Here is an 18,966-nt window from a genome sequence, read left to right as displayed (position 1 = left end):
GTTCATAATTTCACATAGTGATTACTATGAAATATAGGAGTTGAGTTGATGAAAAAGAAGATAGATGTGCCAACAGATGTGCCAACAGATATTGAGATAGCTAGCCAAGCAAAGATTAAATCAATTACAGAGATTGCTACAAATCTTGGGTTACAGGATGAGGAATGGGAGCCCTATGGTAAATATAAAGCAAAACTTTCACTTTCTGTATTGGATCGACTCAAAGATACAAAAGACGGTAAATTAATATTGGTAACTTCTATTAATCCGACACCAGCTGGTGAAGGCAAGTCAACTGTTACCGTTGGATTAGGTCAAGCGCTTAATCGATCTGGGCATAAAGCTATTGTTGCATTACGTGAACCTTCATTAGGACCGACAATGGGTCTTAAAGGTGGAGCAAGTGGTGGTGGATATTCTCAAGTAATCCCTATGGAGGATATTAACTTGCACTTTACTGGTGATATTCATGCTATAACTGCTACTAATAATGCTTTATCTGCCTTTATTGATAACCATATTTTTCAAGGGAATACATGTGAAATAGACACACGTCGTATTGTTTGGAAACGTGTTGTTGATTTAAATGATCGCGCATTACGTAATGTTGTTGTTGGTTTAGGTGGTCCAAAACAAGGTATACCAAGAGAAGATGGATTTAATATTACGGTAGCATCAGAGATAATGGCAATTTTTTGTTTAGCAAAAGATCGAGCAGATATGCGACGTCGATTGGCTAAAATTGTTGTGGGTTATCGATCAGATAGTACTCCTGTAACCGTTGAGGACTTAGGTATGGCAGGTGCATTAACTTTGCTATTAAAAGAAGCAATTATGCCGAACCTCGTACAAACGCTTGAGAATACACCTGCGATTATCCACGGCGGTCCTTTTGCCAATATTGCGCATGGTTGTAATAGTTTACTTGCTACAAGGATGGCAAGTAAACTTGGTGACTTTGTTGTCACGGAGGCTGGCTTTGGTGCTGATCTTGGTGCGGAGAAATTTTTAAACATTAAAGCCCGAATTGGGGAGCTCGATCCTAATGCTGTGGTAATTGTTGCGACTATTCGCGCGCTGAAAATGCATGGAGGCGTTAATAAAGAAGAATTAAAGAAAGAAGATATTGTAGGATTACGAGCTGGAATGAAAAATCTAAAAAAACATATGGAAACGATCGAAGCGTTTGGTCTACCATTTGTCGTAGCGATTAATCGTTTTATTACGGATTCAGAGGCAGAGGTTGCCTATGTTAAGGAATGGTGTGAAGAACAAGGTGTCGCTGTTGCATTAACTGAGGTTTGGGAACATGGCGGGGCAGGTGGATTAGAACTTGCTGAAAAGGTTGTTAAGATCATTGAACAAAAACAGAGCAACTTTCATTATCTCTATAAATTAGAAGATTCAATTGAGAGTAAAGTTGAGAAGATCGCAAAAACAGTTTACGGTGCTGAAGGTGTACAATTTACTGTGCAAGCGAAGCAACAGATCACAGAAATGATTGCTAATAACTGGGATAAACTGCCGATATGTATGGCGAAAACACAATACTCTTTATCAGATGATCCAAACTTACTAGGTCGGCCAGAAGGTTTTATTATAACAGTAAGAGAATTCCGTCCATCTATTGGAGCAGGTTTCCTTGTTGCGCTAACTGGCGATGTACTAACAATGCCTGGTTTGCCTAAGGAACCAGCGGCACTGAAAATGGACGTAGATGAAAGCGGGAATGCAGTCGGTTTATTCTAAGTCTAAGGGTCTCCAAAAGAGGCCTTTTTCTTTTTTACTCAACGTCCATGGTTACTCGTCTCGTAGCCACCAACTATTATGAAAATAAAAAGTATTCGAGTAGCCTCAACCTAGTGCTTCCTCCGCTAGTTTGAAGAAAAACTGTAATTGTAATGTAGAATATAAACAATTGATAAGCTTATCTTTCACTAAAGTGTCATTATTCCATACGCAATCATCATGTAGAATCTGAACTAGCTTTGGAAATTTACGTAGACTCCTGTGGGAACAGCACGGGCTGAAGATCCACTTAGTAAAGCGTTTTTTGCTTTACTAAGTTAGCTGAAGCCGTGCCCACGGAAAGCGGAGGATATTTCCAAAGCGGTATGTTATGTCGCTGTTTCTATCAAGTTCGTAAGATGAAAACGAAAAGACTACGAGGTTAATTTTAACTTTTAATTGCAAGACTTCTTAAGTTCACCAAGGCTTAATTTTTCAGTTCATGATGTGGATTTACCTATTTAATATATTTATAATGCATTTAAACAAACATACGTACATGTAAAAAATATTTAGGTAATTTTAGTTACTTATAAGTACGTTTTTGTTATAATAGAATCAGATTATGTGAGAGGATGATAATAAATGCAAATAAAAACAATACCTACTAGTAAAGAAACGATTGCATTAGGGCAATCACCGACATTACCTAAGCATGTTGAAGTTGAGTTAGAGAATGGAATTAAAGCAGATTTTCCGGTTGATTGGGAAAATGTAAACGCTGTCGATCTAAAAAGTCCTGGTTCATTTACTGTTGAGGGCACTCTTAAAGTAAAAACATTTCCTAAACCACTAATTGAAAAACGTGCAGATCCGTATTTATATAAACATACAGATGGCTATTATTACTTTACAGGCTCTTATCCATTATATGATCGAATTGTATTGCGTCGTGCTAAAACAATTGAGGAGTTACCTGAAGCAGAAGAGGTAACTGTCTGGGAAAGACATGAGAGTGGAATAATGTCTGAACATATCTGGGCGCCAGAATTACATTTTATTGACGGTAAATGGTATCTTTATTTCGCGGCTGGTGAAAAAGATGATGTTTGGGAGATTCGACCATATGTTTTAGAAGCTGACGGAGCTAATCCATTAGAGGCTAATTGGATAGAGAAAGGACAAATAAATACTGAATTTCAAAGTTTTTCATTAGATGCAACCACTTTCGAGCATCATAATAAGCGGTACTTAGTTTGGGCACAAAAAGTCGATAATGATACAATCTCGAATATGTACATTGCAGAGATGGAAAACCCTTGGACAATTAAGAAACAAGTATTGTTATCCACTCCAGAATATGATTGGGAACAGGCAGGCTTTTATGTGAATGAAGGTCCAGCAATGATTCATCGTAATGGTAAAGTGTTTATTGCATATTCTGGTGCTGCAACAGATGATCGCTATGCAATGGGATTATTGACTGCTGATGAAAATAGTAATCTATTAGATCCTGCATCATGGACTAAAACACCAGAACCTGTTTTTGTATCAAGTGATGAAACAAGTGAGTATGGACCTGGTCATAACAGCTTTAGTGTAGATGAAGACGGATTTGATGTATTGGTTTATCATGCACGTCCATATAAAGAGGTAGAAGGCAATCCATTGTATGACCATAATCGTCATGGTAGAATTCAAAGGCTGTTTTGGAATCAAGATGGCACGCCATACTTTGGGATACCGGGTGATACAGTTGAACCGACTAATCAAAAAGTAGTAGCTCAGATAACAGTAAAATAAATGGAGTCTTAAAAAGCACATGTCCTTCTTAATAGGCATGTGCTTTTTCTTTTGAACGGAAGTTGGCTATACTAGAAAAAGATGAAAAAATTCCGGAGGTGCAGCATTGGATATAAAAACATACCAAGATAATGATGCGATTGGTTTAGCGCAACTAGTTAAAAGTAAACAAGTCTCGCAGAAAGAATTACTAGACGTGGCATTCCGTCGATTAGAAGAAGTAAATCCAGACCTAAATGCGGTAATTCGGACACGAAAAGATAAGGTTTATCGGGAAGCTCGTAACGAAGATAGAATAGATCAGCCATTCTTTGGTGTCCCTATGTTATTAAAGGATATTTCCCAATCAATAAAAGGAGAGGTGCTGAGTTCTGGTTCAAAATTATTGCAAAACAATGTAGCCAAAGCTGATTCAAACCTCGTAGCAAAATTACGAGAAGCTGGTTTTTTATTTTTGGGACAAACAAACACACCTGAATTCGGTTTAAAAAATATTACGGAACCTAAAACATATGGTATGACACGTAATCCATGGAAACTTAATCACTCTTCAGGTGGATCAAGTGGCGGTTCTGCCGCAGCAGTTGCATCAGGAATTGTACCTGTTGCTGGTGCGAGTGATGGTGGTGGTTCAATTCGTATCCCAGCTTCGTTTACTGGGCTATTTGGGCTCAAACCTACGAGAGGAAGAACGCCAGTAGGACCAGGTGTAGGAAGACAATGGCAAGGAGCGTCGATTGATTTTGCATTAACACGTTCCGTTCGGGATAGTGCTGCACTCCTAGATCTCTTGCAAACGATCCAGCCTGAGGCAGCCTTTCAAACACCTCTATATGATGGGAGTTATTCAGAACTTGTTCGTAAACCAACGGATCAAACGTATCGAATTGCTTTTACCACTGCTTCGCCAGTAGGGACCCCAGTTAGTGAAGATGCTAAAAAAGCGGTTCAAAAAGTTGTCAAGTGGTTAGAAGGTCAGGGCCACCATGTAGAAGAACTTGAAAATCCAGTCGAGGGAACAGCACTAATGAAAAATTATTATTTGATGAACAGTGGGGAAATGAATCATGTTATTATCAATTTGGAGAAAATGTTAGGTAGAGAGTTAACGTTAGCGGATATGGAGATCGTTACATGGGTATTACATAAGGCTGGAGAAAAGGTGTCTGCAGCAGCTTATAGCCAAAGTCTTGCAGGTTGGGATAGTGCTGCGCTACAAATGGCACAATTTCATCAGAAATATGACTTTTATGTAACACCAACAAATGCACATCCAGCACCTAAAAATGGAGAATTAACGCATACTAAAGCACAAATAGAAAAGTTAAAAGTAATCGATCAATTAACAATGACAGAACAACAAAAGCTGGTATATGAAATGTTTTTACCTAGTTTAACCTATACGCCATATACACAATTAGCTAATTTAACAGGCCAACCAGCGATGAGTGTTCCGACCTATCTAACCAATGAGGGTCTACCAATGGGCGTACAATTTATCGCAGCAAAAGGTAAAGAAGACATGCTCTTTACTATCGCAAGTCAACTAGAAAAATCCGATCTATGGATAAATAGAAAGCAATACTCATTTGCTTAATCATGAAATAAGCGGCCGTTTTTATGAAACGAGCCGCTCAACATACTACTCTATTAAAAAATCAACTTCATCAAGTTTACGTGAATATTTAATATGAAAATTCATATTGTCGAAATACCAAGCATCTGATTTTTCAACAAAGAAAGTAATTCCCTGTTCTTCAATTTGCATAATTGGATTATTCGCTTCAGCATTAGTAGATATTCCTAGTGAAAATCCTTTGTGTATTCCCCCATGCCCGCCATAACGAGCGAAAAAGCGAATCGTATCTCCTGTTTCTAATTCCATTTCATTTATAAACCATTTTACCGCTGGTTGCGTAATAGATATTTCCATTTGAGTGACGCCTCCTTCCCTTACACTATACCAAAATCAGTAAGACAGTACGAGTCTAATTACATGCTATTAGTGATATAGCGGAGGTACCTCTAAATCAGTGCAATTCATCGTGACATAAAGTGAAAGGTTTTCTGTTAAGGAAGCAAAGAAAGCATCTTCAATCTGATTTATACCTTGTCTTTCTAGCTTTTCAATTAACCAAGCTTCATCAACTTGTAAACTAGTTAGAACAGACTTATACAACTTGCCGTCAATTATAATAGGAAGTGAAATACTATCGGTTTGTTTTAAAATACCGAAATCTTCACGGTTTGGTGTGTCCTTTTCAGCTTTTCTAAAAACACTCAGTTTACCGTTTGCTTCAATGATTCCAAGTTCAACATCTTCTGTATAGAAAACATCATTTTGTCGTAACATTAGAAGAATATTATCAATAGAATAGCGTATTTTTTTCATATTCTTTCTTAAAAATTGTCCATCTTTAATGACAATGGTTGGCTCAAAGGTCAATGCTCGGCCTATCTTTCGATTAGTTAATTTAATATGCGCTACAAATCTTTCAAGCAGACCGATGCCCATAATAGCTACAGCGGTTGGGAAATGCTTTACACTCGGATCTGCAATATCTGCGCCAACCACTGATCCAAGTGTTAGCACAATTAAAAAGTCAAACACAGGTAACTCTCCAATAGCCCGTTTCCCCATGAAAATAGTAACACCAAGTAATAAAGGCAAAATTGTAATAATCCGTCCCAATACTAAAAATACATCTTTCAAAGTCTCCATCGTATGAGCTCCTTTTTTATACTTTTTATAATGTGATTTATGTCAAAAAATATACAATGGTGGTCTTACTATAGATGATTTCTCTGATTGGAAGTTTATTTTACCTGTTGTTTGTTAGATAATATGACATAACTATATAGATAACCGATTAAACTGTGTATAATAGAAGAAATAACTAAAATACAAACACAAAAGAAGTTTGGCGGTGAAAATTATGATTGACAATCCTTCATATAAGGAGAGGAAAGTAATCACGATTGGCGTCGTAAGTGAACTAACCGGCTTAACCGAACGACAAATTCGGTATTATGAAGAAAGGAAATTGATTTTTCCTGATCGTTCTCCGAAAGGTAATCGTAAATATTCATTTGCGGATGTTGAACAACTAATCGATATTGCTAATAAAAGAGAAGAAGGCGTACAAACTTACGAAATTAGACAAGAGATGCTGAAAAAGAAACGTAAAGATGAACGTAAAGGCCGAAAAGAATTGCTAAGAGGGGAAATCAATGCTCGCTTTGGAATTCAAAAAGATTAAAATTAACGGATAAATTTAATTTTAATTATCTGAATATTTGGTAAAATGAAGGGGTGTTAAAATAACAGTAACTAAGATGATTAAGATGCGATAGAATAGCGTCTGATCATCTTATTCCTTTTTGTGGGGTGAAGTTAATGGGGTTATTGGCACAAGAAATATTGGAACTTTCAATCTTTGAATCTTCAACAATAAAAGCAGGAGAAACTAATCTCGTAACAAATAATATTGAGTGGGTATCTGTCATAGAGTCGCCAGTTGAGAATTTTGTACGTAAAAATGAATTTGTACTAACGACAGGTATTGGGTGCAAAAATGATCCGGAAGCTTTAGAAACATTTGTTAAAGACATTATTCAATCTGGTGCTTCCGTTTTAGCCTTTGCCACGGGTAGATATGTATTTGATATACCTAGTAATCTATTGCAAATAGCAAATCAGTCACATTTAATTTTAATTGATATACCCTGGGAAGTTCGGTTTGGTGATATTGTAGCAAATATTATGCAGAAAATTACTGCGGATAAACAAGACGAAAGAGAAGAGGCGGAAATCGTTCGTCAGCAATTGGTCAATTGTGTATTGAATGACAAGGGATTACAGGATATAGCGCAGGTTTTATATAAATATGTACACTTACCACTTGCTATTAGTGATAACCAGTTTTCTATCCGAGCAAACAGGAGTTTTTCTAATGAGTGGTTAACACCTTTTCAAACAGAATTAAAGCATAAAGAAAAAACTAGTAAAAGTGATTTATCAGTGGGAGAACATCCATTATATTATTTATTAGAAGCGTATCAGGTTAAGGAACAAACAATTTATTATCTCCCTGTCATTAATAATCATAAGATACAAGGGTATTTATTGGTGCAATCAACACAAAAAAAACAACTTTCGTGGTTTGTAATGAATGTATTAGAACATGCATTAACGGCATGCGCTTTATACTTTGTTAAAGAAAATGCAATTGAATTAACTGAAGTACGACTCAAAGATAATTTTGTTTTACAATTAGCGCAACAGAAAGTAGCCAAAGACAATCACTTAATTGCTAAAGCAGATTTACTTGGATATGACCTAACGTACTATTATATTTGTCTAGTCGGAGATTTATATTATCGTGAAGCTATTAAACAATATGATAATGATCGATCAGAGAATTCTTCTTTACAAAGTCAAAACTATGCCATTCAAAAGGAGATTACTTACGCTGGAGAATTATTTTCAGTGAAAACGATGACGACATTTGATGCTGGAAAAGTAATCATCTTTTTAGAAGCAACACCAGAAGCTTATATGGAGATAGCTAATCAATTTTTAGATAAAGTAGAACGTCGTGTAAGCGAGTTGTTGAAAGGTATTGTAATATCATGGGGTATTGCAGCTCCAGAAATTGATGATTATTCCTTCTCAGATGCGTATCGGAAAGCCAAAATTGCGCTTGAAATTGGTATTGAACAGGGTGGTTACGGAAATCGAACGATGTATGAGGATACGAAGGTGGATCGATTGTTAATGGCTTTATCTGATCAACCAGAAGTTAAGGATATTGTGAAACAGACTTTAAATAATTTATTAATTTATGATCAAAAACGTCAGACAGATCTTGTCCACACTTTTTCAACATATAATCAATATAAAGGAAACGTCAGTCAAACGGCCCGAGCCCTAAATTTACATCGGCAATCATTATTACATCGTCTACGTAATATTGAAACATTAACAAAATTATCTTTAGTTGATTCAGACGATGCATTTTTACTGGAACTAAGTGTTCGTATTTGGAAACTGCAACAAGTGAAAAATGATAATCAATAAAGAGACAAAAGTAAAATAAGTCAATCAAATAACCGAACTATAGTAGATCTCAACTGTAGTTCGGTTATTTGGTTTGGTCAAGAGAAGTGATTTAACAGCTGATATATTGCTTGATGGGGTCTTTAAAAGAAGCTACTTTCTAAAGGACTGTAATATAACTAAACATGCACAGACTCTGACTAACGTTACTTGCATCTGAATTACCATCAACAGCGACCTAACAGAATCCCCTGACCCGCTTCTCAAGCAAATGGATGAACTCCTAGATGCATTCCTTGTCCTGTAGGTGCAGCACATGCGTTCGATTGGGTTAGTAATCGCAATCCCACAGGACTCTCAACCACTTACTTCTTTCACTAGTTTTTGAGGTTCACATTATAATTTAAAACAAAACAATTGATAAGCTTGTTTATTGCTAAAGTGTACGTTATTAAACTAACAATAAAGGGATTGTCTTTCCTTCATAATTCTAATTTTTAACTCACGAAAGAACATATATCTAGCTTTGGAAATATACGTAGACTCCTGTGGGAACAGCGCGGGCTGAAGATCCACTTAGTAAAGCGTTTTTTGCTTTACTAAGTTAGCTGAAGCCGTGCCCACGGAAAGCGAAGTATATTTCCAAAGCGGCATGTTATGTCGCAGTTTCTATCAAGTTCTTAAGGTGAAACGGAAGGGAAGTCAACTTAAATTTTGTATTGTGTGATTTTCTAGTTAGACCAAGTCTTATCTGCTCTTTTCAGTCTTCGAAAGTTGAATTAAATTATTATTGCTTGTGCTCACACCTAGCAAATGTGTAGGAAAGAAAAAAATCACTTCATACATTTTGGACATTACATAAAATGTGATCAAACCTTACAATAGAAAGAAATATATAAATATTCTGATAATAATACTTGAATTAGTAGATATTCTATTAATTCAGGAAGGGGAATGCACATGCTAGCTTTTGATTTGATCGAGTATCAAAATCGGATAAGAGAAACAAAACAAAAAATGTCTGAAAGCGGAATTGATGTCCTATTAATTTCTGATCCAGCTAATATGTACTATTTAACGGGGTATGATGCATGGTCTTTTTATGTGCATCAAATGCTAATTATTATTATTGATGAAGCACAGCCAATTTGGATTGGACGATATATGGATGCAAATGGAGTGAAAGCTACAACATGGCTTTATGATGAAAATGTGATGGCATATCCTGATTATTATGTAAATTCGACTAACTATCACCCAATGGATTATATTGCAGAAGTATTGACGCAAATCGGGCAAGGTAATCGCAATATTGGTGTAGAGATGGATCATTATTATTTCTCAGCAAAGGCATATGATAGTTTGAAACGCGGTTTACCCAATGCAATATTTAAAGATGGTGATTTGATTGTCAACTATGTTCGAATGGTTAAATCGGATCAGGAGATTCACTATATGAAAAGAGCAGCAAAGATTGCTGAACAAGCGATGTTCAGGGGTACAGAAATGATTCGTACGGGTGTTAGAGAATGTGATGCAGCCGCCACGATGTACTACAACATGATTAGTGGTACAGAGGAATATGGTGGTGACTATCCTTCGATTGTTCCTTTACTTCCTTCAGGAGAGAATACAGGTAATCCTCATTTGACATGGTCAGATCGTAAATATATTGAGGGAGAAGCTGTAATTGTTGAATTAGCTGGTTGTTATAAACGATATCATTCTCCATTAGCACGCACTGTATCTATAGGGAAACCAACTAGTAAATTACAAAACTTAGAATCCGTTGTCTTGGAAGGAATGGATAAAGTTCTTCAGGCGATGAAACCAGGAATGACTTGTGGTGAAGTAGAAGAAGTTTGGCGAAAGTCGATTAAAAAATACGGCTTTAAAAAAGAAGCGAGAATTGGCTATTCAGTTGGACTAAATTATCCGCCTGATTGGGGAGAACACACCGCTAGTCTTCGAAAAGGAGATACTACGATTTTGCAGCCAAATATGACTTTTCACTTTATTCCAGCTTTATGGTTTGATCAACACGGTATTGAAATAAGTGAATCCGTACGTATCACGGAAAATGGATGTGAAACATTAGCAAATTATCCAAGAGAATTAATTGTTCAAGATCCATTTCCACGAACACAGCAATCAGGAATAATTAGTTAATCAGCTTTTATTGGAGGGAATAATAATGAAACAGGCAAAAATAGGAACGCGTGCAATATGGGCAGGAGAAAAAGATTCATTAGCTTTTGGAGCAACACAAGTACCAGTAGTTCATAGTGTATCTTTCGGTTATGATGATATGGATGAATGGTATGATGTAGCAATCGGGAAGAAAGAAGGTCATATATATGGTCGTAATACGAATCCAACTGTGCAAGCATTTGAAGCAAAAATAAAAGACCTTGAGGGAGCAAAAGCTGCTACTAGTTTTTCAACTGGAATGGCAGCAATTAGTAACACATTAGGTACATTACTTTCACCAGGTGATCGGATTATATCAATTAAGGACACGTATGGTGGAACAAATAAAATATTTACAGAATTCTTACCTAAATTGAATATTGACGTTGTTCTTTGTGATACAGGCGACCATGAGGCTATTGAGCAAGAAGTTGCCAAAGGATGCAACGTACTATATTTAGAAACACCTACGAATCCGACAGTGAAAATAACAGATATAAAACGGATGGCGAAGGTTGGAAAAGCGGCAGGAGCTGTTGTAATTGTTGATAATACCTTCGCAACACCGATTAATCAGAACCCATTAGCATTAGGTGCTGACTTGGTAATTCATAGTGCAACAAAATATTTAGGAGGACACGCGGATGCACTAGGAGGCTCTGTTTGTGGATCTGAGGAATTAGTTGAAGCGATTTATCATTATCGAGAAATTAATGGAGCAACATTGGATCCAATGGCTGCATACTTGTTACTCCGAGGAATGAAAACACTGAAGCTTCGTGTCGATAAACAATGTAAAAACGCGTTAGCGGTGGCTAAATATTTACAAACAGTAAATATTGTTGAAGCGGTATATTACCCAGGATTAGAGAGTCATCCTGGTCATTCCATTGCAACAGAACAAATGAAACAATATGGTGGTATGTTAAGTTTTGCTGTAAAAGGTGGTGTGGATACAGTTCGTCACTTGTTACCCAAGTTGAAATATGCGAATCGAGCTGCGAACTTAGGAGCTGTTGAAACAGTGGTAGGTCCTTCAAGAACGACCAGTCATGTTGAATGTACTCCAGAGGAAAGAGCGGCCATGGGAATACCAGAAGGATTGATTCGTTATTCAGCTGGTATAGAGGATATTGAAGATTTGCTAGATGATTTAGAGCAAGCTTTTCACTTGTTGCCAGAAAAGCTTTTTGCAACTACGTGATAGGAGGTGTCGTGCATATGAGACAACAATTGGATCTAATTAAGGACCAGGCTTATGCACTAGAAGAACAGTTAAATAAATGGAGACGTCACTTTCATCAATATCCAGAATTGAGTTTTCAAGAATCACAAACGAGTGATTATATTGTAGAAGTGTTAGAGTCATTGAACGTATTTACCATTGAAAGAGGAATTGCTAAACATGGCATTATAGCAACTATTACGAAGGGAAGTGGTCCAGTAATTGGTATTCGGGCTGATATGGATGCACTTCCAATCACAGAGCAAAATGATCTCCCATATACTTCTGCATACCCAGGTGTCATGCATGCCTGTGGTCATGATGCCCATATGGCAATTCTATTAGGTGTAGCAGTATTAGTTGCTTCTGATTATCAAACAGAAAACTTTCGAGGAACGGTAAAGCTCATATTTCAACCGGCGGAAGAGGATACTGATATAGATGGTAAAACGGGCGCACCTTACTTTATAGAAGCTGGTCTAACGAAGCAAGTAGATGCATTTTTAGCTTTACACATGTGTCCTTGGCAACGTACTGGATCAATTCAAGTTAATAAGGGTGCAAGTATGGCGAATGTTGATAATTTTTGTCTGACTATTATGGGAAAGGGAGGACATGGTGGCTATCCACATGAAAGTAAAGATCCAATCTGGATGCTAGGATTTGTCCTCCAGGGCCTTTATGGCGTAATTAGTAGGAAAATAGATCCATTAGAAGTGGGAACAATAAGCGTAGGGAAAGTAAGTGGGGGTCAAAATCCAAATATTATTCCAGATACGGTGAAAATTATCGGAACTATTCGATCTTATTCAGATAAAGTAAGAAAGCAACTTATTAAAGAAATTGACCAAGTAGCTCAGTTGGTCTACTCTTTTGAAGGGGATTATCAATTTGAAATAGAAAGTGGCGAACCAGTATTAGATAATAATGATCAATTAATAGATATGATTGAAAATGCAGGATTGTCGCTGTTTCCTGGTATGGAAATAAGCCATGCGCCATACGGTATGGGTGGAGAAGACTTCGGACATTTCACGAAAGAAATCCCCGGTGCAATGTTTTTTCTTGGATGTGCTCAATCAGAAGAGACGAAGCATTCACTTCATGCATCAGATTTTATGTTGGATGAAGCTGCACTTTCGATAGGGACTGGAATAATAAAAGCTACAATAGACAGTTATTTTAGAGAATACTATACTACTGAAAGGCTTCTTAACGAAAATTGTTAGGAAGCTTTTTAATTTGTTTCTAATTCATTGGAGATAAAAGGAAGCACATCTTTACTTTTTTAAAAATAAAGATGATACAATAAATAGATTCAAGTAGGAACAGCAAAGGAGTTAAATTGATGAGAAAACAGCAAGATTTCACAGAAGGAAATATTATAAAGCAACTTCTCGTATTTTCAACACCAATTATGGTGACAAATCTACTACAAGTTTCTTATCAATTTACGGATAGTTTATGGGTGGGGAATTTACTTGGAGGTAATGCGCTGGGTGCTATTGCTGTATCTAGTACAATTATTTTCGTACTACTTTCCTTCATTATAGGTATAAACAATACAACATTAACGGTTCTTTCTCAACAAAAAGCTAAAGAGAACGAAGAGGGTTTAAAAGTTTATCTTAATGCATTTGTCGTTACGTTAAGTATTTTAGGGATTTTATTAGGTTCTATTGGTTTTTTAGCATCCGAAGGGATTGTAAATTTACTAGGAACTCCTACATCGATGCACAACGATGCAGTTACCTATCTCCGTATTAATTCATTAGGTATTTTCTTTCTAGTAGGATATAACTTTATTGGGACAGTGCTTCGTGCGCTTGGTGATAGTCGGACCCCTTTGAGATTTGTTATCATAGCCGTAATTTTAAATGTTATTTTGGATCCCCTTTTCATTTCAGGATTAGATTGGGGTGTAACAGGTGCTGCATATGCTACGATTTTATCACAAGGTGTGGCATTTTTGTATGGGATTATTTTTGTCTTTAGACGTAATCTTGCACCATTTGTGTTCCCATTCCTACCAAAAGCAACAGAAGTGAAATTAATTTTGAAATTAGGAATTCCTTCAGGTTTACAGATGGCAGTTATTTCTGCGGGATCAGCTGCTATTATTAGCGTAGTCACATCGCATGGTGAATCTGTCGTCGCTGGATTTAGTGCAGCTCAACGTCTGGATAGCTTATTTATTCTCCCTGCTCAAGCTTTAGGGACTGCCATGAATAGTATGGCAGGTCAAAATATTGGTGTGCAGAAATGGGAGAGAGTGCGACAAATCGCAAAATATGGGCTGATCTATAACTTTATAATCATGGGAGTCATCATGTCAGTTATTTTACTGACAGCTAGTATAGTCATTCAATTATTTATTCAAGAGCCAGAAGCAGTCCGATTTGGTTCTGAATTCCTGATGATTGTGGCATTCTTTTATCCTTTTCTTGGTGTTAATTTTGTGTTAAATGGGATTGTTCGAGCTGCTGGTGCAATGTATCAAGTACTAATTCTAAATGTAATATCTTTTTGGTTATTTCGTTATCCATTAACATATTTATTATCTGAAACGATAGGAGAAAAGGGTATTGCAATTGGAATGGGACTAAGTTTTGTATTAAGCAGTATATTTGCATTTATGTATTATCGTTTTGGGAAGTGGAAAGAGAAGAAATTATTCCAAGATTGACAAAGTGGACCTTTGTAAGAATTCTCTGGATTTAAAAATTCACGTAAGAAAATCTAACAACATTCTAGGTTAATGATTGCTTCCATGCTATAGTGAATTTACTAAATAGATACAAAGTGCATGTCATGGGGAAGTCATGGTTATGAGTTTTTGAGGTACACATAGTGTTATGTGGAAAAACTAGTGATTTTTAGTGATTACTAGAATCCGTAAAGACTTGTAATGAATTGGCAAAATAAAAGCACTAACTATTCAACTCTTGAGTAGTTAGTGCTTTTGTTTGTAGTTTTTTATGTACTAAACCAACATAGTATAATTAGACTAGCGATATACCTTCTGATTTATATACCCCTGTAACAACACCATGGATTTGAATGCCTTCTGTACTGGAATTAGCACTTTCTTTTGTCTGGTCAAATGCTATTAATTGAATCATTTGTTGGTTTTTCTTAATAGTATACAGATTAACGGCCCCATCAGTAGTCGTAGCCATTACTAGTTGTCCGTTTTGAACCTTGTATTTTTTCTTGATAATAATGATATCTCCAGTTTGAATCCCTTGTTTAATACCCTTAGTTTCAGGAGCAATTATTAGAAAATCACCTTCATTTGCGAGTTGTTTTGGTATCGGTATATACTTAAGCAAATTATCATTAGCATATAATAAAGATCCTGTTAGTTTGTTTTTAAGTAATGGAAGCTCTTGATAAAATTCTGTTGTTATCCCTTGTTCGCGGTTTTTATAATTGCTGTAAAAACTAACAAAGGCTTGGATAAAGTGTTGATCTTCTGAAGCTAAACTAGAAAAATGTGAATGCAATTCATTTTTTTTAGATATAAAAAGCGAAGGCTCGATAAAATTTGTTTCCTCACCTATTTTTCCTTTTAATAACCAATCAGCTGTAATTTTAAAATATTCACTTAAAGCTATAATGAATTTTCCTCCGGGTATTCGTTTATCATTTTCCCAATTACTTATATTGGCTGAGTCTGTACCAATTGCCTTTCCTAATGTTGTCATTGAATCGCCTTTTTCGGTTCGTAAGTGTTTTATGCGTAACCCTATTGTATGCATCTTCGTAGAGCCCTCCGTTCAATTTCGTTACTTTAATACTAATACAAAGATAGGGAATTTGTATCAATCATAAACAATTATTAGTAAAATTAGTGATTTTTATCAAAATAAAGTTGACTATATTGATTTAAATCATTACTATTGATTTAGGTAAAATAATACTGAAAGCAAGATTATATACAAGAACGTAATAAAAATGGTTTTAAACTTTTAGGGGGTGACAAAAGGTATAGTACATATATACCACAATTTACTGATTTTAATCATCATTAAAAATTATAAAATATACTTTTATATTTAGTACGGATTAATTTTTAGTTAAATAAAGAAAATACGACAGATTAAGCAAGTTTTCTCTTCCTTTTTTAACTTACTATAACAACTTGTAAGCAAATACATAAATGAATTAAATTTACTTAAAGGTGATAAAAATGAAAATATTATTTGTTAAAAAACCCTCGTTATTAAGAGAGGGTATTGTTCAATTGCTTAATCGGAGATTTCAAGAATCAGTAATACGTGTCAGTGATGGCTCGAGTTACTCTGATGATTTAATTACAAATGAACTTAGCGATATGATCATTTTAGACTTAGAGATAGACCTCTCTCATAAAGAGATAATTGAAATTTATAAGCAAGCTAATAAAAAGGTGATTATTTGGGTTGCTGATAAAGAGTGTAAGAAATTAAATGAATTGTTCACAAAAAATTTGGACGGTTATTTCTATAATGGAATGGAAGAAAGAGAATTAATAGAAGCAATTGAACTTGTTCAAAAAGATAAGAAGTATGTCCATCCTGCGCTTTCTCGTCTTTTGTTGGCAGATTACGTACGAATTCAAACAAAAGTACCAAGCCAACCAATTGGGTTACTTTCTAATAGAGAATGGGAAGTACTACAATTATTATCTAAAGGTTATAATAATATAGATATTGCAACACACTTATATTTATCTGATAAAACAGTCAAAAATTATGTTAGTTCTATCCTGAGAAAACTCGAGGTGCCGGACCGAACAAACGCTGTGTTAAAAGCACTAAAACAAAAGTGGATATATGTATAAGGATATAAAAATAAGAGGGGAATATCCCCCTCTTATTTGTTTGCTTCTAATAGAGCTCTTACTTCTTCCAATCCATTTGCATAGGCAACAAATTCTCCATTTTTAACTTGAATCATTGTTGGTGTACCAGTAATCTCGATATCATCGGCTGTCGCAGGTTCTGTGCTAGCGTATGGGGTGTTGTGTGTGATAATAATTTCATCATCTTCATTCACCTTGATTTCCCAGAGAATATCTGTATCTTCTGTATAGTCTTCAAGCAAAACATCTTCACTAAGTTGCTCTTCCCCATTTTCTTTTACTTCCCCGATTTTAATATCATATTCTTCATGGTGACTTTCCCAATCATACCAAGAGCTCTGGTTATTTGCATCTTGCATATCAACAAGAAGTAAAGCGGTTTCTTTATTTTGGATAAAGTCTATTACTTCGGGTTCTACCTCTTCACAATAAACACAACTATTTTGCCAAAAATACACAAGATAATCATCAGTTTCTTGTGAGAAGGTATCTTGATAGTTAATTCGTTCTAACTCCTCAATTGCTAATTTAGGTGTTCGGATTTGATTTAGTATCACAATTCCAACAATAGCTAATATAAATATGATCGCAAGTGTAATTATCGTGTTCTTCTTCAACTTATAAAGTCATCCCTTCACTATCCTATAGTAAAATCATACCATTAAATTATAGTCAAAGAAGCAAAATAAGTAAATTACTTTATTTCGGTGAGACCGTCCGTAAGACTGCCGTTTTAAGATTAGGAACGTTAATGCTCTGAATATATCGAAGGGCAAGAGCGAAAAATGCCATGGTATCAAGTATTACTATATAAAAAACACAGAAAATACCTATTAATGTGTAGGTATTTTCTGTGTTTGTAGTTTAACAGTCTTTTTGACCTTTATCATATTTGCATTTTTTTCAGCAATTCTACTTTTGAAGTAGCTAATAATAAAAGAAGTCATTGCAATCGAAATGATTGATGCAAGCACTCGAATGAAACCAACTGTATATATACCGGTCATTACGACAATAAGATCAAATAAAAAATTAGTTGTACCTGGATTAAAGTTATAACGCTTGTGTAAAAATAGTGCTAAAATATTTGCGCCTCCTAGAGACGATCCGTTAGCAAATAAAAGAGATAAACCTAAACCTATAAAAGTTCCTCCAAGTACTGCTCCAAACCAAATAGGTAACGTAATCGTTGGCAATAGTAGATCGAAACTTGTTAAGATGGAGAGGAAACTCACGGAGAGAATGGTAGTCAGAGTGAATCGCCACCCCATTCGAATAAAGGAAAAGAGATAAAATGGAATATTTACTAAAAAGAAGATTAAAGAGAATGGATGTAATATGAGATAAGAGAGATTTAAGGCTAATCCTGCAGTGCCACCTGTAATAATAGTTGCATGCTTCAGTGTGAGTACACCAACACTAACAATAATAATACCAAAAATAATGTTCATTATTCTTTTCATATTTTAACCCCTTCGTTAATAATAAATACCTTCTATATTTTATGTTAGAATAATATTAAAGAAATAAATATACAAAAATGAAGATAAAATTATAAATATAATATGAATTAGTAGTTATATTGCTTGTATAATATGCATTTTGTTAAGGGGTGGTGCTAATGGATAAGCTTGATCTACAAATATTAGATTTTTTACAGGAAGATGGAAGGTTATCGATTAGTGATTTATCAAAAAAATTGGCATTAAGTCGACCAAGTGTGACAGAAAGATTACATCGTTTGCAGGAGAAAGATATAATAGAAGGATTTAGTGCGAGAGTTTCTTTGCCTGGAGTAGGAAGAGAAATATTACTGATTATTCAGGTTAGTGCGTTAAAAGTTTCTCCAAGTGAATTTGAATCTCTCGTTCAACAAAAACATGATATTATTGAATGTCATCGTGTAACAGGAGATGTCAGTTACTTTTTAAAGGCTGCAGTTTCTAATATGGAACGGATGCGCTTACTAATAGATAGTTTAATGCCCTACGGAACGATTAACACGTCAACCGTTTTGGCTTCTCCAGTTTCTTACCGAAAGGTTTCGCCACAATAGTAGAAGAAAGGTAACCTTTTTCTTTGAATTTATTGTTTCTTTTATTTTATAATCATAAA

Annotated in this window: 16 protein-coding genes; 11 read left to right on the top strand and 5 right to left on the bottom strand. The window is 35.5% G+C overall.

Going from position 1 to position 18,966, the window contains the following annotated elements:
* Positions 1-60: 60 nt before the first annotated feature.
* The 3 genes from DM447_RS17050 to DM447_RS17040 all read left to right on the top strand — a co-directional run bounded on the left by DM447_RS17050 (position 61) and on the right by DM447_RS17040 (position 5,128).
* On the top strand, positions 61-1,749 hold the full coding sequence (locus tag DM447_RS17050) for a formate--tetrahydrofolate ligase (protein ID WP_304466260.1): 1,689 nt from the start codon (positions 61-63) through the stop codon (positions 1,747-1,749).
* Positions 1,750-2,373: 624 nt separating this feature from the next.
* Positions 2,374-3,531, top strand: a complete 1,158-nt coding sequence (locus DM447_RS17045) for a family 43 glycosylhydrolase (RefSeq protein ID WP_112182381.1) — start codon at positions 2,374-2,376, stop codon at positions 3,529-3,531.
* A 106-nt stretch (positions 3,532-3,637) separates the two neighbouring features.
* Positions 3,638-5,128 carry an amidase gene (locus DM447_RS17040; RefSeq protein WP_112182380.1) on the top strand — a complete coding sequence of 497 codons (1,491 nt, stop codon included), beginning with the start codon at positions 3,638-3,640 and terminating at the stop codon, positions 5,126-5,128.
* A 45-nt stretch (positions 5,129-5,173) separates the two neighbouring features.
* Here DM447_RS17040 and DM447_RS17035 read toward each other — a convergent pair whose 3' ends face one another.
* Positions 5,174-5,464: a HesB/YadR/YfhF family protein gene (locus DM447_RS17035; protein ID WP_112182379.1), complete on the bottom strand. Its 291-nt coding sequence runs from the start codon at positions 5,462-5,464 to the stop codon at positions 5,174-5,176.
* A gap of 69 nt (positions 5,465-5,533) precedes the next feature.
* The gene (locus DM447_RS17030; protein WP_112182378.1) at positions 5,534-6,253 is read right to left on the bottom strand and encodes a DUF421 domain-containing protein; all 720 of its coding nucleotides are present in this window, start codon (positions 6,251-6,253) and stop codon (positions 5,534-5,536) included.
* 214 nt (positions 6,254-6,467) lie between these two features.
* Between DM447_RS17030 and DM447_RS17025 the strand changes: the two genes are divergently transcribed.
* The 6 genes from DM447_RS17025 to DM447_RS17000 all read left to right on the top strand — a co-directional run bounded on the left by DM447_RS17025 (position 6,468) and on the right by DM447_RS17000 (position 14,691).
* The gene (locus tag DM447_RS17025; protein WP_112182377.1) at positions 6,468-6,791 is read left to right on the top strand and encodes a MerR family transcriptional regulator; all 324 of its coding nucleotides are present in this window, start codon (positions 6,468-6,470) and stop codon (positions 6,789-6,791) included.
* 137 nt (positions 6,792-6,928) lie between these two features.
* Positions 6,929-8,611 carry a PucR family transcriptional regulator gene (locus DM447_RS17020; RefSeq protein WP_112182376.1) on the top strand — a complete coding sequence of 561 codons (1,683 nt, stop codon included), beginning with the start codon at positions 6,929-6,931 and terminating at the stop codon, positions 8,609-8,611.
* A gap of 939 nt (positions 8,612-9,550) precedes the next feature.
* Positions 9,551-10,759, top strand: coding sequence for a M24 family metallopeptidase (locus tag DM447_RS17015; protein WP_112182375.1), 1,209 nt, complete (start codon positions 9,551-9,553; stop codon positions 10,757-10,759).
* A 25-nt stretch (positions 10,760-10,784) separates the two neighbouring features.
* Positions 10,785-11,984, top strand: a complete 1,200-nt coding sequence (locus tag DM447_RS17010) for a cystathionine gamma-synthase family protein (protein ID WP_198663125.1) — start codon at positions 10,785-10,787, stop codon at positions 11,982-11,984.
* Between the two features lie 17 nt (positions 11,985-12,001).
* Positions 12,002-13,234: a M20 metallopeptidase family protein gene (locus DM447_RS17005; RefSeq protein WP_112182374.1), complete on the top strand. Its 1,233-nt coding sequence runs from the start codon at positions 12,002-12,004 to the stop codon at positions 13,232-13,234.
* 119 nt (positions 13,235-13,353) lie between these two features.
* Entirely contained in the window at positions 13,354-14,691 is a 1,338-nt protein-coding gene (locus tag DM447_RS17000) for an MATE family efflux transporter (RefSeq protein ID WP_112182373.1), read from the top strand.
* 316 nt (positions 14,692-15,007) lie between these two features.
* Here DM447_RS17000 and DM447_RS16995 read toward each other — a convergent pair whose 3' ends face one another.
* The gene (locus DM447_RS16995; RefSeq protein WP_112182372.1) at positions 15,008-15,766 is read right to left on the bottom strand and encodes an XRE family transcriptional regulator; all 759 of its coding nucleotides are present in this window, start codon (positions 15,764-15,766) and stop codon (positions 15,008-15,010) included.
* Between the two features lie 431 nt (positions 15,767-16,197).
* On the opposite strand from DM447_RS16995, the gene DM447_RS16990 reads away from it, so the two are divergent.
* Positions 16,198-16,830 (top strand): response regulator transcription factor, encoded by a 633-nt coding sequence (locus tag DM447_RS16990; protein WP_112182371.1) that lies wholly within the window; start codon positions 16,198-16,200, stop codon positions 16,828-16,830.
* Between the two features lie 32 nt (positions 16,831-16,862).
* On the opposite strand, the gene DM447_RS16985 is transcribed toward DM447_RS16990, so the two are convergent.
* Together DM447_RS16985 and DM447_RS16980 are read right to left on the bottom strand one after the other, a co-directional pair.
* The gene (locus tag DM447_RS16985) at positions 16,863-17,468 is read right to left on the bottom strand and encodes a hypothetical protein (protein ID WP_112182370.1); all 606 of its coding nucleotides are present in this window, start codon (positions 17,466-17,468) and stop codon (positions 16,863-16,865) included.
* A gap of 216 nt (positions 17,469-17,684) precedes the next feature.
* On the bottom strand, positions 17,685-18,314 hold the full coding sequence (locus DM447_RS16980; protein ID WP_112182369.1) for a YitT family protein: 630 nt from the start codon (positions 18,312-18,314) through the stop codon (positions 17,685-17,687).
* Between the two features lie 158 nt (positions 18,315-18,472).
* On the opposite strand from DM447_RS16980, the gene DM447_RS16975 reads away from it, so the two are divergent.
* Positions 18,473-18,907 carry an Lrp/AsnC family transcriptional regulator gene (locus DM447_RS16975; RefSeq protein WP_112182368.1) on the top strand — a complete coding sequence of 145 codons (435 nt, stop codon included), beginning with the start codon at positions 18,473-18,475 and terminating at the stop codon, positions 18,905-18,907.
* The last annotated feature ends 59 nt before the right edge of the window (positions 18,908-18,966 follow it).

Origin of the sequence: Paraliobacillus zengyii (assembly GCF_003268595.1) — a bacterium.
In the GTDB taxonomy this organism is placed as follows: Bacteria; Bacillota; Bacilli; order Bacillales; family Amphibacillaceae; genus Paraliobacillus_A; species Paraliobacillus_A zengyii.
The sequence above is the reverse complement of the archived record's forward strand: the minus strand, read 5'-3'. Positions and strand labels throughout refer to the sequence as shown.